At 34.3% G+C, this 16,917-nt stretch carries 18 protein-coding genes; 14 read left to right on the top strand and 4 right to left on the bottom strand.

The features are described 5' to 3' along the window. Nucleotides 1–166: 166 nt before the first annotated feature. Nucleotides 167–436: a 30S ribosomal protein S14 gene (rpsN, locus tag ACFSGI_RS12205; protein ID WP_204824406.1), complete on the top strand. Its 270-nt coding sequence runs from the start codon at nt 167–169 to the stop codon at nt 434–436. A gap of 335 nt (nt 437–771) precedes the next feature. Here the strand turns inward: rpsN and ACFSGI_RS12200 are convergent, their stop codons facing one another. Further along, nucleotides 772–1,938, bottom strand: a complete 1,167-nt coding sequence (locus ACFSGI_RS12200; protein WP_379283314.1) for a stalk domain-containing protein — start codon at nt 1,936–1,938, stop codon at nt 772–774. 202 nt (nt 1,939–2,140) lie between these two features. Here ACFSGI_RS12200 and ACFSGI_RS12195 point away from each other — a divergent pair, with 202 nt between their 5' ends. Then, nucleotides 2,141–2,806 carry a hypothetical protein gene (locus ACFSGI_RS12195; protein ID WP_204824404.1) on the top strand — a complete coding sequence of 222 codons (666 nt, stop codon included), beginning with the start codon at nt 2,141–2,143 and terminating at the stop codon, nt 2,804–2,806. A 161-nt stretch (nt 2,807–2,967) separates the two neighbouring features. Here the strand turns inward: ACFSGI_RS12195 and ACFSGI_RS12190 are convergent, their stop codons facing one another. Continuing rightward, nucleotides 2,968–4,143 (bottom strand): stalk domain-containing protein, encoded by a 1,176-nt coding sequence (locus ACFSGI_RS12190; protein ID WP_204824403.1) that lies wholly within the window; start codon nt 4,141–4,143, stop codon nt 2,968–2,970. A gap of 631 nt (nt 4,144–4,774) precedes the next feature. Here ACFSGI_RS12190 and ACFSGI_RS12185 point away from each other — a divergent pair. The 9 genes from ACFSGI_RS12185 to ACFSGI_RS12145 all read left to right on the top strand — a co-directional run bounded on the left by ACFSGI_RS12185 (nt 4,775) and on the right by ACFSGI_RS12145 (nt 11,602). Continuing rightward, complete coding sequence (locus ACFSGI_RS12185; protein ID WP_204824402.1) at nt 4,775–5,461, top strand: hypothetical protein; 687 nt, start codon at nt 4,775–4,777, stop codon at nt 5,459–5,461. Nucleotides 5,462–5,463: 2 nt separating this feature from the next. After that, a complete protein-coding gene (locus ACFSGI_RS12180; RefSeq protein ID WP_379283311.1) occupies nt 5,464–7,233 on the top strand; it encodes an ORC-CDC6 family AAA ATPase in 1,770 nt (589 codons plus the stop codon). Nucleotides 7,234–7,456: 223 nt separating this feature from the next. Next, nucleotides 7,457–7,684 (top strand): hypothetical protein, encoded by a 228-nt coding sequence (locus tag ACFSGI_RS12175; RefSeq protein WP_137222888.1) that lies wholly within the window; start codon nt 7,457–7,459, stop codon nt 7,682–7,684. Between the two features lie 47 nt (nt 7,685–7,731). Beyond that, entirely contained in the window at nt 7,732–8,046 is a 315-nt protein-coding gene (locus ACFSGI_RS12170) for a hypothetical protein (RefSeq protein ID WP_204824401.1), read from the top strand. Between the two features lie 52 nt (nt 8,047–8,098). Then, nucleotides 8,099–8,596 (top strand): hypothetical protein, encoded by a 498-nt coding sequence (locus tag ACFSGI_RS12165; RefSeq protein ID WP_204824400.1) that lies wholly within the window; start codon nt 8,099–8,101, stop codon nt 8,594–8,596. A 57-nt stretch (nt 8,597–8,653) separates the two neighbouring features. Beyond that, on the top strand, nt 8,654–8,995 hold the full coding sequence (locus tag ACFSGI_RS12160) for an Imm41 family immunity protein (RefSeq protein WP_204824399.1): 342 nt from the start codon (nt 8,654–8,656) through the stop codon (nt 8,993–8,995). Between the two features lie 171 nt (nt 8,996–9,166). Further along, nucleotides 9,167–10,030, top strand: a complete 864-nt coding sequence (locus ACFSGI_RS12155) for a CHAD domain-containing protein (protein ID WP_204824398.1) — start codon at nt 9,167–9,169, stop codon at nt 10,028–10,030. 110 nt (nt 10,031–10,140) lie between these two features. Then, complete coding sequence (locus ACFSGI_RS12150; RefSeq protein ID WP_204824397.1) at nt 10,141–10,992, top strand: PPK2 family polyphosphate kinase; 852 nt, start codon at nt 10,141–10,143, stop codon at nt 10,990–10,992. 82 nt (nt 10,993–11,074) lie between these two features. Next, the gene (locus ACFSGI_RS12145; protein WP_379283952.1) at nt 11,075–11,602 is read left to right on the top strand and encodes an NUDIX domain-containing protein; all 528 of its coding nucleotides are present in this window, start codon (nt 11,075–11,077) and stop codon (nt 11,600–11,602) included. Nucleotides 11,603–11,739: 137 nt separating this feature from the next. Here ACFSGI_RS12145 and ACFSGI_RS12140 read toward each other — a convergent pair whose 3' ends face one another. Further along, a complete protein-coding gene (locus ACFSGI_RS12140; RefSeq protein ID WP_204824396.1) occupies nt 11,740–13,233 on the bottom strand; it encodes a glycoside hydrolase family 30 protein in 1,494 nt (497 codons plus the stop codon). Between the two features lie 330 nt (nt 13,234–13,563). Beyond that, nucleotides 13,564–13,905 carry a hypothetical protein gene (locus ACFSGI_RS12135; protein WP_204824395.1) on the bottom strand — a complete coding sequence of 114 codons (342 nt, stop codon included), beginning with the start codon at nt 13,903–13,905 and terminating at the stop codon, nt 13,564–13,566. Nucleotides 13,906–14,228: 323 nt separating this feature from the next. Between ACFSGI_RS12135 and ACFSGI_RS12130 the strand changes: the two genes are divergently transcribed. The 3 genes from ACFSGI_RS12130 (at nt 14,229) to ACFSGI_RS12120 (ending at nt 16,902) form a co-directional block, all read left to right on the top strand. Then, complete coding sequence (locus ACFSGI_RS12130; protein ID WP_204824394.1) at nt 14,229–14,585, top strand: hypothetical protein; 357 nt, start codon at nt 14,229–14,231, stop codon at nt 14,583–14,585. 100 nt (nt 14,586–14,685) lie between these two features. Beyond that, complete coding sequence (locus ACFSGI_RS12125) at nt 14,686–15,300, top strand: MSMEG_1061 family FMN-dependent PPOX-type flavoprotein (RefSeq protein ID WP_204824393.1); 615 nt, start codon at nt 14,686–14,688, stop codon at nt 15,298–15,300. Between the two features lie 399 nt (nt 15,301–15,699). Further along, nucleotides 15,700–16,902 (top strand): S-layer homology domain-containing protein, encoded by a 1,203-nt coding sequence (locus ACFSGI_RS12120; RefSeq protein WP_204824392.1) that lies wholly within the window; start codon nt 15,700–15,702, stop codon nt 16,900–16,902. Nucleotides 16,903–16,917: the final 15 nt, after the last annotated feature.

The raw sequence follows: 16,917 nt of genomic DNA, 5'->3' as shown, positions 1-16,917 counted from the left end.
TGTAGTAGCAACATTATTATTTTTTACTGGAATAGATTGATTTTAGAATCATCCACTGAATATAGTGCACCATATGAACAAGAAAATACGAATGTGCTACAAAAATGAATGTGTTGTCTTGTAAATAAAGAATAACTATTACGAATAACAAAGGAGTTAGTATACTATGGCTAAAAAATCAAAAGTCGTTCGTCAACAACAACGTGAAAAAATGGTAGCTAAATATGCAGATTTACGTCGCGAATTGAAAGCAAAAGGAGACTATGAAGGATTGCAAAAATTACCACATAATTCTTCTCCAACCCGACTCAAAAGCCGTTGCCAGATCACTGGTCGCCCAAGAGGATATCTACAAAAGTACAAAGTATCCCGTATCGTATTTCGCGAGTTAGCACACAAAGGTCAGATTCCTGGTGTACAGAAAGCAAGCTGGTAAAAGTAGGGTAGAACACTGTAAAACAGAACTTTCACACTAGAATATCTACCTATGCTGAATAATTAGTATAGAATATAATCTATGAAAATAAATGTATCTGTTAGGTTCAATATAATTTTGCGGACATCATAACAAAAAGGTGCAATCTTCCACGTTATTACATGTGGGAGACTGCACCTTTTTATGATTAGTACATATAGTTAGCATACTATTCAGATCCATCTCAAATCAAAATTTGATGTAACATACAGAAGAGTAACCATATAATTCAAGAAGATATTCGCTATCAATCAACAATAGATTAAATTTTTATAATTTCTATCATGAATAAACGGTTAATTCAACGTAAAAGTTAATTGTTGCTCATCTTCAGAGTCTTTACCGTAAGTGAAATAGAGTATATTACCATCCCGCTTCACATAAGTTAAACGATCATCGACACCGAAAGGTTGGGTTGTAGGATCGACTAATTTTTGTTGTGCAGTAGTAAGTAATTCTTTATACAAAACGGTAGACCGACCTGTTTTGCGGTTAATCAGTGTAAGATGAGAGTCACTAATTGCTCGCAATAATACAATATCAGACTGAAGAGATTCGACTACATAACTGTCTTTTTTACCAGTCAGCTTCACCAAATCCATATTTTCGATCACTTTACCTGTTCCATCTTCAATCACTCGTAACATCTGACCATCACTAAGTATAATATTGTCATTATACATCGTACTGTTAGTATGTCTATTCAAATGATAATCCATAGAGGACTGACGGATTAATGCCCCCTTTTTGAAGATCATAGTGAAATCTTCATGATAAATATGAGGTTCTCCTGAAGCATTTTGGATACGGACGATCTGTAATCCTTTCGGAGTGGAACTTACATTTATACTGGAAAATTCAAAAAAATCCAGTGCAGTATGGATCGAAGCCACTTTCACAGGTGGGTTATTGCGATGAGAGCGGTATAGATCGCCATTAATCTTTCTCATCGTATATGTATCACCTTGATATACATCTGTAATCACGTTAAATGCTTGTAATTGATCAGCAATAATCAGATGCTTTTGCGGATCGATGTGTAGAGAATGCCCTCCTAGAAATTGTACAACAGAGCGAATAGGGACATAGATGTCCTTTTGTTTGGTTGTAGGATTTTGCATTGTAAATGGTACAGCATTCATTGGTATGTGCTTATTATCGACTATGGCTATAGGATTATCTATGCGAACTACTATCTTTTTCATAAATCCGTTAAAAGTCGCTTGTTGTCTACTCTGATCCCACTGTAATTTCAAACCTAATCTACCTACGAATAATTCATTAACTTCAATAAAAGTAATACCATTACGAGTGATAGTTGCCCCACTAGAAGAGCCAAAGTAATTATTCTGATCTTGAGCATGATTAAATTCATAGGTAGTAACAGGTACAGCAGGTTTGGCATAGATAGGTATGAATGTAGAAGCTAGTAAGATAGACGTAAGCATAGTCGTCAAAGCCATTTTTTTGTACATTACATTAAATTCCTTTCTGTATTAGAATAGACAACTTACATACTATAATTTACAATTAAACAATAAAAAAGATAAATTATATATAAATAGTAACTCATATCATATAGAAAGGAGTTTGTTTAACGATACATAGAATGTATGACGAAAGATTAATTTAGCTATTTAAGCTATAGAGAGCAGGGTAATAATAATGGAAAAAAGTAAATCTACATCAAGCTCGGACGTTAGGAAAAAATGGGATAAGCATAAGAAAGTACGTGTTATTACAATTGCCGCACTAGCATTAATTGTAGTGCTCGTAGTAGTACCAATTGTTACCTATTACAATATAGAATCACATAGTACTCAAGCGATTAGCAATTCAGATAACAATGTTGTAAATAATACGATATTAGCGCCTGTTGATCCATTACCTTTCGTATTAATTTCTAAAGTAGGAAGAGTAGAAAGGGTAGGAAGTTCTTTCTTTAAAAGAGAGTCCGGCATTCCTGCTATGTTAAAAAAAGATGATCCTAAAAACCCACCGCAATCTACTCAAACTGTATTGGTTGAACGCTTATCGGGAACACAGATGTCCAAGCCTTTTACAGTAGATAAAGGGTATCATTATGCGAAAATCTGGGTTCAAAATAAAGGCAAACAAAGAATAGCTGTATCTATCTCCAAAGATTCACCAACAGGTGCGCTTGTGACTGAACGTGTAGTTACTATCGCAGGTGGAACCAACTGGTCAATATATACAACCAAGCCTTGGGAATCTGCTACATATTATGTCAATTTCGTTTCTAACGGATCACCGATCAAAGGTGTTGCTGTAGCTAGAGTAGGCGCAAGATTAGCAGAATTGAATTCTTAATTTTTACCAGTATATCTAATGAACTATAGGAATCCAATACACCTCATATAGATAGGAATAACGCTCAACGTTTTCTTATATTTATCTGAGGTGTATTTTTATTTGAAAATATAACGATGGTAGATGATGTATAGCTTCCAACATCGATGAAGTAGAATGGTCTACGATTTTAAAACATAGGTAAAAAGTTTTCCTTGATTAGAACCAGCACGAAAAGTGAAATAGAACGTATCATTGACTCTTTTATCAAATTGCATATAATCCCCTGATCCAAAAGAATCGATATCTACATCTTCGCCAATCTGTTTTTGCCACGAAGTATCCAGTAGTTCTTTGTATAATGTGATAGTTTGGTTAGTATTACGATCAATGAGAAGCAATCGTCCTTTGGATGCTGTACGCATAAGGATGGCATCATCATAGAGAGCTTCTACCGCATATTTTTCGTTACTGCCACCACCAAGCTTGACCAGATCAAGCTGATCGACAACATTTCCTGTTCCATCTTCAATCATTCGTAATATTTTCCCATCGCTTAGCACAATCTTACCTTGATACGTAGTAATGTCGGAGTCGTTGATTGTGGTAAAGTCTGCATATGCTTTTCGGATCAACTTCCCTTTTTGGAAAATAAGCTTTACCTGCTGATTATGAATATGTGGTTCTCCATACGCATCATTAATCGTAAGAATCAACAATCCACCTGAAGTTGACTCAAACTCCATATCTACTGAATCGAAATTAATCCCGAGTGAGACTAACTTCACAGGAGCTTTCTTACCGTGAGCTACATACAAGTCTCCGCCGTCTTTTTTTAGCGTATACGTAGAACCTTGGTAGACATCAGTGATGACATTATAAGACTTAATATTGCGGGCTTGGACATGAACTTGTTGTCGATCTACCTGTATATGATCACCGCCAAGCAGTTGTACAGCAAAGCGAATAGGGACATAGACAGCTTCAACGTTATTTCTTTTTTCTTTAGATTTAAAAGGGGCTGCACTTAATGTGACGGTTTTCCCATCTAACATTGCTGTACGACTTCCTAAACGAATAGCTACTTTTTTCATAAATCCGTTGAGTGAAGCACGTTGACCTGTCGAATCCCAAGCAAAAGTTAATCCAGCATCTTGGGCTAACTTACGGATATCTACAAAGATAGTACCATTCTGAATCATCGTAGGATTCACAATAAAATCTTTCGGATTGTTAGCCAAATAAAAAGTGTATGTAGTTGGGAATGAAGAACTAGATGCTAATACAGGATTACATAAAGATGATTGCAACAGCAAAGTGGACGACAGTAAAGCAGAAAAGATCATTTTTTTATTCATGGTAAGGATTTCCTTTCTTGGTTGTGTTAAGGTGATTATCTATATGGACGTAAATCAAAGAGAGAAGTTGCATGACAAAAGGTATAGAAATAAATACATAAGTAAAGGAGAGAGGAATATGATTAAAGTAATGATAGGGTGCAGTTTATTTCTCGCTTCTATAGGTATTCTATGTGCAGGTTTTATCATTTCTGCTATAGGTTCATCTGATCGAACAGTGAATACGAATTTCACGTATAGTAATATAGGCATATTTTTATCTTAGTCAGACTACTGACATCTCATGTTATCTACATGTTTAAAATGTAATTTTTTGCTATCGTCTACATCGTATGGTGCATTTTTAGATTATGTTTTATCTAATATATCTAAAGTTAATAAATTATAAATAATTGTATGAAATATATTATTTGTTTGATGATATTTTTGTAATATACGTAAATATATATACTCAAAATATAGATTAAATTTGTAGAATCACAACTTTACTAGTACAGGTTTTCTTACATAGATTATATTTAACAAAAATATTATTTCAATTAAATAAGTTATAAAGAAAAAAATGGGTCTATTGTATTAGTAATACTGTTATTATATAGTAATAAAAGACTGAGATTTGGAGGGAAGTTAAGTGTCTTATACTAAAACTATATATAGAAAACAAATTTTAGAGCCAGTTGCACAAATTGTTGAAAAATCTTTATCAGAAAATGATTTTACATCCATATTAGACAAAATCAATATCACTATAGAACTAGTTGAAAAGATTTCTATAAAAGATTCAGAAATTGGACTTATTTGGAATGAGATAGCTTCTGATATTATATCATCAATATATTCTGCAACTGCAGGCCTTTACAGACAATCAATTCTATCATTGAGAAGTGCTTTAGAATTAGCATGTAGTTCTTTATTTTATATAGATCATAAAATTGAATATCACATGTTTGTAAAAAATAATTCTAAAGCTGATAAATATGTAAGTACATTGGTTAATGATTACTCGTTTTTTACTACTAAATATATTGCTACTTTTAATGAAGAGATTGAGATCAAACAAATTTCAAATGATTCGGTGAGTATTTTTTTAAAATCTTTATACGGAGAATTAAGTGATATTGTTCATGGAAGATATAATACTCTTACAAAAACAAAAGGATTAAATATTAATTATAATAAGCAACATTTTAAGATTTACGAAAAGTTTTTAAATAAGGTTTTAAGTATAGTTTGCATGATGTATATACTGAGATTTAAAGACACTTCGAACGAAAGTTTATACGAATTAGCTAAATTTTCTAGGACGGTGAATATATAAACATGTTGAATAAATCTTTAGGAGATTATATTGCTGATAGAACTGAAAGTTTAGATGAAGATTTTATTAGAGAGTATTTTGTAGAATACAGTAAAGAAAAAATATTAAGATTATTAGATTCTGAACAATACATTTTTGAAGGTAGCCGAGGAATTGGAAAAACGATGCTTATGAAATATGCAGCTTTACAGGCTAAGGAGAACTTTGGTAAAGAAAGTATACTTGGGGTTTGGATTAGTTTTGAAGAATCGATACGATTAGAGAGAATTAGAATAGTAGATGATAGCGTAGATCCATTTTTACAATGGACAATGGGAAAAATTTTATACGAGATATTAACTCAAATTATTGAATTGAAACCTAAGAATATTGATAAACTAAATCAACGTTTATCTAGCATTTTTGGCGGGAAAGATGACAATAATTATAATCAATATTCAATGTTATTATTTAAATATATTGAATTGCTTGAGACAGGAGATTTAGAAGATAATAGCATTATCAGTGAAGAAGCGCCTTCAATTGAATTAAGTAAAATTTTAGATAATCCTAGTAGTTTTAAAAAATTCCTTAAAAATTTAATAAAAGATTTTGATTTATCAAGAATAATTTTACTTTTTGATGAAGCAGCTCATGTATTCTCTCATAGTCAACAAGAAAAGTTTTTTACATTTTTTAAAAGTTTAAGGGATCCTCAAATTGCCTGTAAAGTAGCAGTATATCCTGGTATAACTAATTACGGAAAATATTTTGAAAAAGGGCAAGATGCAAAAGAACTTACAATAAAATGGTCTCCTACTAACAAAGATAATGTTTTATATATTAAAGAAATTTTAAAAAGACGTATACAAGCTTATGATCAAGATTATTGGAATAAGCTGACTGTTAACTCTGATATTATTGATACTATTTGTATATGCAGCAATGGAAATCCAAGGTTTGCATTTCATATAATAGATGATCTAGAAAGTAGTGGAGTTTTTAAAGCAAAAACTATACCTATTCAACGTGTAATAAACAGCATAAGAAAAGTCTTAGACAGTAAATGGAAAGAATTTGGTACACTTAAAAATCGACTAGTAAAATATAAATCTCATATTGAAGAAGCAGAAAAGCTCGCAAAAGAATTTATAATTCCGAATTTAAGAGAATGGAACAATAAACAAAGAAAAGCAGGTAAACCTCTTTCTGCAGGTTTTTACCTTTCTACTTTTGTATATGATTCAATTCCAGAATTGTTTGAAGTTTTAGCATATTCTAATATTATTTTAATTGATTATACGAAAAAGAGCGTAGGACATGGCAATTATGGATATTATGTAAATCTTAATCCCAGTATACTTTTTTCTGATTTAATAATAAAAGATATAAGTGAAGTTAAAAAAATATCTATAGCTATTGAAAGAAATCAATCTTATTCTAATTCTACATCAATTTTTTCTGAATTGATTAAAAATTTGAGAAAAGAAACTGAACACTTTTGTTCTAATACAAAATGTGACTTTAAAACCAATAATGAAAGTTTTGCTTATTGTCCTAAATGTGGTAATAAAATTGAAATTGATGATCCTGAATCATTATATAAAATCTTACGCGGACACAGTATAGATAATCTTAGATTATCTGAAAAAATTGTTGAAAGATTAAAATCAAAATTCTCAAGTATTGGAGAAATTTATGATTCAAGTATTGACCAAATTAAAATGAAATATATTCAAGATGTAAGAGCAGAAAAAATTAAAAATGCTGCATTAGAATATATGGCAGGCTAACTTTCATTAGAAGGTTAAAAATTGCTGAAAATGAAAATAACTAGTTTTATTTTGATGATTTAGCAAATTTATTTTATGATATGAAAAACATGCTAATCTTAATCTAAAGTACAACAAAGGTAACGATTGTCGTTGCCTTTTTGTTTTATGCAAATCTCTAGTTATTTATCAATAGTATAAAAACCTTCCTTTCAAAAAAATGTAACCAAAGGAGCACTCAACCATGTGGATTAGAAGCCAAGACCGTACAACATTTATTGATGCAACTGTCCTTACGTTAGAACTCGAAACCGCCGATCATAAATTCGTGATTTCTGCTTATGCTGGCAATGGGTCAGTTGAATCTGCTTTTACTGTAGGCGAATACGATCAAGAGCATCAAGCCCAAGATGTACTACAACGATTTGCAATTCATTTGCAGACAGGAATGACAGGTGCTTTTCAGGTATAATATAGATTGGTTCATGTATTATGATCAATGATTAGAAGGAGAATAGGATGAAACTATTTGAGAAGCTACAGAAAAAAGTAACTGTGAATGACTATACATTCCATTGTGTAATCGATCAGACACCTTCAATTCCTATGGTTAGCGTCAAAATCTATGCTTCCAAAACCTCTCATGTTGAATTTCTATTTAGTTGGAGGAAAATGTATGATGTTAATCCAAATCGTCCTCTAGTCTGTGCACGTCTTATTCAATATGCAATAGATCAAGGATGGGCTTATCAAGAAGAAAAGCAAGTTACAATCATTGAACAAGGTGATGATGTAAGTGATCTGTTAAAGTTAGAGGAACTGGATTATACATAACATTTCAATCCGCAACAGAGCAATCTCTTATCATCTTTTTACAGGAGGGCATATGGATACGGAAGATAAGATCATCAAAGAGTATTATTCTTTAAATGAAAAAGGGCAATTCGATTTTTTAAAAGGATTTAACCAACTGTTGAATCAAGCATTAGCTCAGTTTTTTCTTTCGATTGCTACAGATATCAATGCTGACGACGATATCCGAATCGAAGCGGTGAATATTTTAGGTTTGTACAAAGGCGATTATGATGATACAGATATCAAAGCAAAGCTTATGACCATTATCAATGCTGATGATACAGAAGATGACAGTCTGATCGTGAATTGCATCAACACATTATCTCTATTAACCGTAGATGATCAAGAGATCGGTTGGGCGTTCAATATGATTCAAGGTGATAACTATGTGTTATTTAAAAGTGCAGCTTTTGACCTGCTTGCTCGTCATAAAAATCATCCCAAAGCTGTAGAAGCGCTCAAAAGGTTAGTGAACTATAAAAATTATGGAATATCTGCACAAAGAGAATTAGCAGCAATAGAAACATAAAACTGCCTGAATACTGCAAAAGCTTAAATGAACTATGGACGTTGGAGGAATAGAATCATGTATGACGCAAGAACAATCATCGAACACAATTTTAAAGGGAGCGAAGGAAGCTTTATTTATGATCTCCATGAGAAGAATATCTTCAATATCGCAGCGTTCAAAGAATATGTAGATGCGATTACTCAACTTACCGAGCAGGAGAAAGATGAACAGATGATAGAACGTTCTCTTATGGATCAGGTCTTTTTTACATACAGTTATATACTGAAAAGTGTGATCTGGCATCTGGATATGAATGATCATTCGTCGATAGAGAATATGGGTGATGAACAACTTACTGAAATGATCGAACGATTGGAAACGGTTGTTAGAACGTTTATTCAAGGAAATACCAAATAAGAGCCAATCACAGTTGGCTCTTATTTTCTATTACACAGGCTAAATAGCTTAGTGAACGCCAATCCTCTATAATGAAAGAGTATCGTCTTGATATGACTCAGTACGGTTAGAATGTGTTAAATAGTATACAAGCCTTTGATAATAACGATTCATCCAACTGGAGGAATATCTATGAACACTATTCAAACGATAGGCTCATCTAAAAGCAAAACGACGCAGTGGAAGACTGTATTAGAAGATCATTATGATAAATTTTTGAGCTACGGTCAGAAAGCAGTGAAAGATTTTGATGATGAAGATGTGCATCAAGCGCGGGTCAATTGCCGTAAGTTGATGACCTTATTGCGTATTTTGGATGCTTCGGATCAAGCGGGACTGATCCCATTGTTAAAAAAATCGCAAAAAGCACTTGGTAAAGTAAGAGATGCTGATGTGATGATTGATGCTTTCAAAGAACGCAAAGAAGATGCCAAAACAGATGAGCATAAAGAGGAAGCCAAGCTACTCAAAGCCGTCATCAAAGCACACAAACAAGAACGTAAAGAGTACCGCACCAAGCTTGCCAAAAAATTACCTAAGCTACAAGGCAAAATACTTAAAAAGAAATGGAATACCTTTATGGAAGATCATCTGGAATCGTTAGCCGCACAAGCAGATGTGAATCGGATCATGCGCGAATTGGAGATTGCTTATGAACAACAAAAGCGTACGTATCGCCAGACCGCCAAAACAGAAGGTATCGATTCTGTAGAAGCATTGCATGAATTACATCAATTGCGGATCGCCGCTAAAGAGATTCGGTACACCGCTTCTGCCGCTGAATTTGCGCTGAGTTCCAAGTTCCGCGATTCCGAAGAAGTGTACAAAAAGATTCAGACCCAATTAGGGCATATCAACGATAAGCGTGTATGGGTAGAAACGTTAGAAGATTTTAACCCCAAAAAGCTCAAAATTGACGAAGAAACATGGAACACTTTTATGAAGCAGTTACAGCAAGAATTGACTGAAGCTATCCATGAACAACAAACGTTATAAAATAGAGATCAGAATGAAGTCATTCCTTTCATTTTGGACAACATTGCTTTTTGCTGAATATTTTCGGTTATATAGATAAAGAAACGTTTTTTATCAAAGGAGCGATAGACATGTCTAAGCAATCATCGAACTGGGTACTTGCTACAGGAGATAAGATTGATTTGAAAAAGATTGATCCTAAAAACACAGGTGAGTACACATCCAAAGAAGATACCGAAAAAGAAACTAAAAAGCTAATGAAACGATTTGAGAAGCTTCAAGATAAGCTATTCTCAAGTAAAAAGAAATCGCTTCTATTTATTTTTCAAGGTATGGATTGCAGTGGAAAAGACGGCGTGATCAATAAAGTCTTTTCGATCTCTCATCCACAAGGTGTGCAGACACATAGCTTTAAGACACCGACGCGTGAAGAAATGGATCATGATTTTCTCTGGCGTGCTCACAAATTAGTCTCGGGCGTTGGCTATATTACAGCGTTCAACCGTTCTTATTATGAAGATGTATTGATTACGCGTGTGCATAAGTTGATTTCAGATAAAAAAGCACAGCAGCGCTTCAAACAAATACGCCACTTTGAAGAAATGTTAGAAGATAATGGTGTTAAAGTGGTCAAAATATTTTTGCATATCTCTAAAGAGTTTCAATTGGAGAAATTGATTGCACGTATCGAAAATCCGAAAAAGAACTGGAAATTCGATGAAAGTGATCTGTTAGAACGCAAATCTTGGGATGATTACCAAGCATATTATGAAGATGTATTTGCGAATGCGTCAACCAAAGACCATCCATGGCATATCGTTTCCTCTGATAATCGCTGGTATCGCGATCTAGCAGTTTTACAAATTGTAGTACGTACATTGGAAGATTTGGATCTATCCTATCCAGACCCGAATCCAAAGCTACAAGATCACTTGCCAGATATGTATGCTGAGCGCGAGAAATTATTGAAAGATAAAAAATAAGTATTATTTATAATGCTGTGTTATATACTGTTGGATTTCACTGACAGCAATATAACCAGCATTTTTTGGTTATAACCTAACTATACAGGAGCGATCTATCTCATTCAGAAAAGAGGGGAATACTATAGAACATTCAGATCAAGAGCGACAGATTATCGTAACTGGTGGAGCCATTATTCGAGATGAACAACAGCGTATATTATGGCAAAAGCGTGCCGATTCCAACGATTGGGGTTTACCCGGTGGTGGGATGCATGCAGGCGAGACAGTAGAAGAAACTATGCTACGCGAAGTGAAAGAAGAGACTGGCTTAGAAGTGATTTCTTCTACATTATATGCTGTCTATAGTGGAGAACGATTGAAGTATACTTATCCTGATGGAAATGATGTTGCATTTGTGATGTTTATTTTCGATGTAGTGGTTGATCTGGAAGGTAAGTTGGATTCAGATGGAAAAACATTGTTATTTGAAGATGATGATCATGAATCGGTTACACTTGTATTTTATTCGATAGAAGAAATGAATATAGAGCATATTAATCCTGCTCAACGTCCATTGATTGAAGATTTAATAAATACCGATCCACACAAACCAATATTAAGACAATAATATGCTATTAGCGCTATAGTCTAATCGGATTGTACAACGCAAAATGCTCTGTAGTGCACTATCACCAACCTGTATTCTAGGGAAGTGAGCGTGTCTACAGAGCATTTTTTTAATGATAAAAAGATAGAGAGATTAGATTACCATTTCAAAGTCACAACCGATTTACCAGGAACAGTATAGTTGGTAGACTGACCATTCCATTGCACTTTAACCGTTTTGGTTGCTGTTTGAGAATTGTACAATACAATTACTTTAGTTCCATCTGGATTTTTAAAAGCTACATTTTGGATATCATTGGATGAATTGGTATCAATACGTGTAGCCCCTGTCACTACAAATTTACTAAAATGTCCTAGCAAGTAATATTGCTTATTGTAAGTGACTTTATCTTCTGGATTACTGTTGCTGTTATCCGAGTTCTGGATCGTAACCATACCTTTGTTGGTATTGTTATCTCCGATCACACTAGGGCCATCTTTTTGATCTAGAGCAGCATTCCACAAAATAATTGATTTGGACCAGTTACGAGTAATTCCAATAAATTCGTTGATCATATTATCGAATCCTTGAGTCGTTCCATCGACTTTATCGTTCCAGTCGCCGAATCCACCTTCAGTAAACCAGATATCTTTATCTGGATGCGCATTATGCATCGAAGTCATAGCCGTATAATCGCCACCATAATGATGGAAAGCACTACCGGCTACAGCGCTAGATTTACCACTGTTTTTAAGGCCTGTTATCACTGTATTCGGATAAGACCAGTTATCATAGTTATGATCATAAGCGATCACTTTAGTATTAAGACCTGCATTTTTAAGAGCAGGACTGAGGTAGTCACCGATCATACCAATCTGATCTTGCTCATTCATATTCATACCTGGATAACGTCCTGGTTCAAATAGTGGTTCATTTTGCGGAGTCACCGCATAGATAGGAATCCCTTGCGCCTGATAACTTTGAATAAATTTCACAAAATAATTAGCATAGGTTGGATAGTATTGCGCTTGTAATTTGCCTGTACCGTTTTTGTCATTCGTTGTATATTTCATCCATGCTGGAGCACTCCAGGGAGAAGCAATAATTTTAAGATTAGGATTTTTGGCAAGTGCTTGTTTGGTCATCGGTATGATATAAGGTAGATCACGTGCAATCGAGAACTGGCTGAGCGACGTATCCCCAGCCGTATCATCGTAAGTATACGTACTCCATGCAAAGTCGCTAGCACCCATCGTCTGACGTAACATGCTCATCCCTATCCCTGTATTTCCAAATAGTCGCTCCATCACTTCAGCACGCTTGCCACTGCTTAACTTGTAATTCATTAACCATGTAGAAGAATCTGTTAAAGAAACGCCAAAACCATCCATTTTTTGATACGTTTTGCCTTCATTTACATTGATCGTGTAATCGGCATTACCTGTACTGCTGCTAAAGTTAATATTAGCTTTTTTGGTGAGACGAGCGCTTGGACTAAGTCCAACAGCAGGTTCCGAGTTAGGATCAGCAGTCGATAACCAGACTTCTACAGATTCATTAGCTGCATACGTCTGCGGAGGTAATGAGATCAATGGTGTAATCATCAACGAGCTTAACAAAACAAGATTAAGGCTTTTTTTGAACATGGACATGAACATATACACCCTCTTCATATTTATTTGTAAGCGTTTACTAATATTCGAGTTGATATTAACAAAATAAACCTTTTTTTACAAATGTTTTAGGTTGGTTATACTACAAATCGTAGAAACACACAGAGGATGAATAGAATTGCCTATACAATTCAGATCAATATAGACGACAAAAAACCTCTTTTGCAAGCAAACGAATAAGAAATTCCTTATCTCGATTGATGCAAAAGAGGTTTTTTAATAGATGTATTTAGTAGGTTTATAAGATGCATTGAAATTTATCAAAATCTATGGATGGATAACAGTCTATCTCAATGCAGATGCAGATACTTATTTAGCAGTTAGTGCGTATTGTGCACGTTCTGTATTTAATTTAACATGAGTATCGTCTATATGATCGATCCGTAGATCGTGTAATGCAATTTCATACGTATTTTGTGGCAAAGGAACATTGTCGCCATCTGCATTCGATGTTGAACCTTCTCCATGTAAGATCAAAGAGCTTTCTACATAGTCATCAATAGCATTGTCCTCGCTACGAATATCAACTTCAGTCACTGTAAAATGAACTTCATCTGTATCGTCAAGTTCATGCTTTTCAATAATGATGGTGCGTGTAAGATGATTGTTCAACCAATCTGATAGTGTTTGTACATCTTTTTCGTGTTCCATTATTCATCATCCTTTTGTATTAGAAATAGTATTGTGAAACAAATGAAGTGTTGTATTGCTTTATTTACCCTTTCTAAAGGCTTGGGAATCTAGTGATATTTATTTCTGCATATGCACGAATAGGCAATCAAGTGGGTCTTTTACCATATTTACACATAGAGCAGAATAAGGGATACTTTTTTTAGTCAGTATTTTGTACAAAGCTAATAAGTATACAAAGTAGTAATACCGTCTTTAAATATGATTCAACAACCTGATAACAGAGTAAATTAGAGAAAGAGATTACGCTCTGGATAGATAGCTATCCGGGTAGGAGGTTAATCATGAACAATAAGTCTAATCAGGTATTTGATGAAGATATATATACAATGGTTGAGAAACATATCATGTATTGGAACCCTATGAATTTGATTGAATGGTGCTTACCGGATGAATACTCGATTGAAGTCGATCATATCGTCAAAATCCTTCCATATATGAAGTCTACCGAGGAATTAGGCAATCAAGTCTATTGTATTATGCAAAAGTATTTTGGAAGTCATTTCAAACGTTCTTCTGAAGAATGTTATCAGATTGCAGATCGAATCTATAAAAATCTAGAACATATCAATAGCTTAAACACGTCTTTTGTATCATTCCATTTATATTTTAACTCTTTTCGAGAAATGCGTAGAGATTGAGTATAGATAGAAGTAGAAGAGAAGTGGTAAGTGGAGAATATAGACACGTATACTGTAGCTTGTTATGATAAACCCAACTGAGAAGTATAGGAGGGCGAATATGAAGCAGACTACAGATACAACAGCAACAAACATAGAACAATCTGAACAATACATTACATCTATTGAAGAATTGAGAGTATTTACCGGTGTTCCTCATGAACATATTGTCAAAAAGACCGTTGCGTCTATTGATCCACATATCGCTTACTATTTATCTTTATCATCGCTATTTTTCTTATCTACTTCAGATCAACAAGGCAAATGTGATGTGTCGCCACGTGGAGATGAACAAGGATTTGTCAAAGTATTAGATGAGCAACGTCTTATTTTTCCAGAACGTCATGGTAATCGACGTGCAGATTCATTGTTAAATATCTTGGACAATCCTAAGATCGGTATGATCTTTCTGATTCCGGGTATGAATGAAGTATTGCGAGTAAATGGTCATGCTCGTATCACCAAAAATAGTGAATTACTGGAACAGATGAATTGGACAGGCAAAACGATGGGACTTGGTATCGTGGTAGAGGTAGAAGAGTGTTTTATCCATTGTCCGCGCGCGCTCAAAGCGGGTAATGCATGGCAACCAGAAGCTTGGGTAGATCAAGCACAACATCCTTCAACCAAAGATATGTTTATTGCTCATTTGAAAATGAACGGGATTGTGTTGTAGCCACTATTGACTAATATATGCTAATTATAAGAAGAATGTAACTATAACTATTTGTTCTTTTTTGCTAAAAAGAGTATAAATAGGTTTACAGCTTACTTATTCTATGGTATTCTTGCGGAAATGAGAACTGTGTCTTAATACCTATATTCTCGCGAAGCACGCGGATTATTCCTTTTTGAGGGAGTAGTCCGCTTTTTTGTGTGTTTATCTCCTTTTTTTAAATCATTGCTAACTAAATAAGTACTTGGAAGAATCCTATTTATCCCATATAATGATGCAAGTGGTACAATAATTAGGTGTAAATACCTAGATTGATAATATTGTGGAAAAGCCTTAATTAGTAACAGTTACGGAGTACGTATAAAAACACTATCTTACATAATAAAGGAGTATTTAAAAATGAAAAAAGTAATCAGTTCATTATTCGCAGTAGCTACACTTTCCGTCATGTTAAGCCCGTTGATGCAGACTACCAATGCAACAACATTCAAAGATGTAACATCATCTCACTGGGCCAAAGCAGCTATTGATGAAGCAGTATCTAAAGGATATTTCAAAGGATATGCAGACGGAACTTTCAAACCGGGTGCTCAAGTAACACGCGCCGAATTTGCTGTGTTGTTAGATCGTGTATCTTCAAATGAAAAATCCGCAGGAAAAGGAACTTTTACAGACCTTGCAGGCAATTGGAGTGAAAAAGAAGTCAATGAAGCGATAGCAAAAGGATTTTTGTCCCCTGCCGATTATCCAAATGGATTCAAGCCCGCTACACCCCTAACACGTAAAGAAATGGCAAAATGGATGTCATCCGGTCTCGCAACATCTAGCGCAGATTACAAGCAAGCACTAAGCGATACCGCAAATACTGTCGTACCGGTAGCAGAATATTTTAAAAAGACGATGAGCACAAGTGAGTATCCATATGTCTCTCTAATGATGGGCACAGGTCTAATGTCCGGTTACGCCGATGGAACTTTTGGCGGTAACAAAACCACTACACGTGCAGAAGCCGCAGTGATTTTAGTACGATTGGCAAATGTACAGAAGCAATCGGCAGATTCATTTGTAGGATTGAAAGAGCTAAGAGCAGTAGGGACGACAGGTACGAATATGGAAGTGATTACTCCATTTAGTAGCGGAGTGACTTCTTTTAAAAATGTTCAAGGGAAAAAAATGAAATTCCGTAATCGAGTAGGTTACTCAAGTTTGAATTATTTGATATTTGTAGATAGCCGGGATTGGAACAACAAAAAAGGTATCTATGCACCTGTATTTTTAGGTAAAGAAGATAAGCTGAAAAAAGAAGGTACATTTTATAGATTATATGCAAATCAAACTTTGTATCCTACATTAAATGGATTTAGTATAGAACATTATAAAAATTCTTCTTTAAGTAGAATTGCAGTAGGATCTAGTATAGGAAGCAAGTTGCCAGAAAAATATGCATACCAAACGTTACCGATTTTTGAACCACAAACTATATTTAAAAAGTATATCAATGATCAAAATGGAATGAATTTATGGATGCAAAATACTGTTAGTATAGATTCTCCAAATAATACTTATATTACAGATGATGGATCAAGATTTTTAATTAAATAGGCTAAGGTGAATAAA

It is taken from the genome of Paenibacillus nicotianae (assembly GCF_042681745.1).
Taxonomy (GTDB): Bacteria; Bacillota; Bacilli; order Paenibacillales; family Paenibacillaceae; genus Saccharibacillus; species Saccharibacillus nicotianae.
This window is presented reverse-complemented; position numbering and strand designations above follow the sequence as displayed.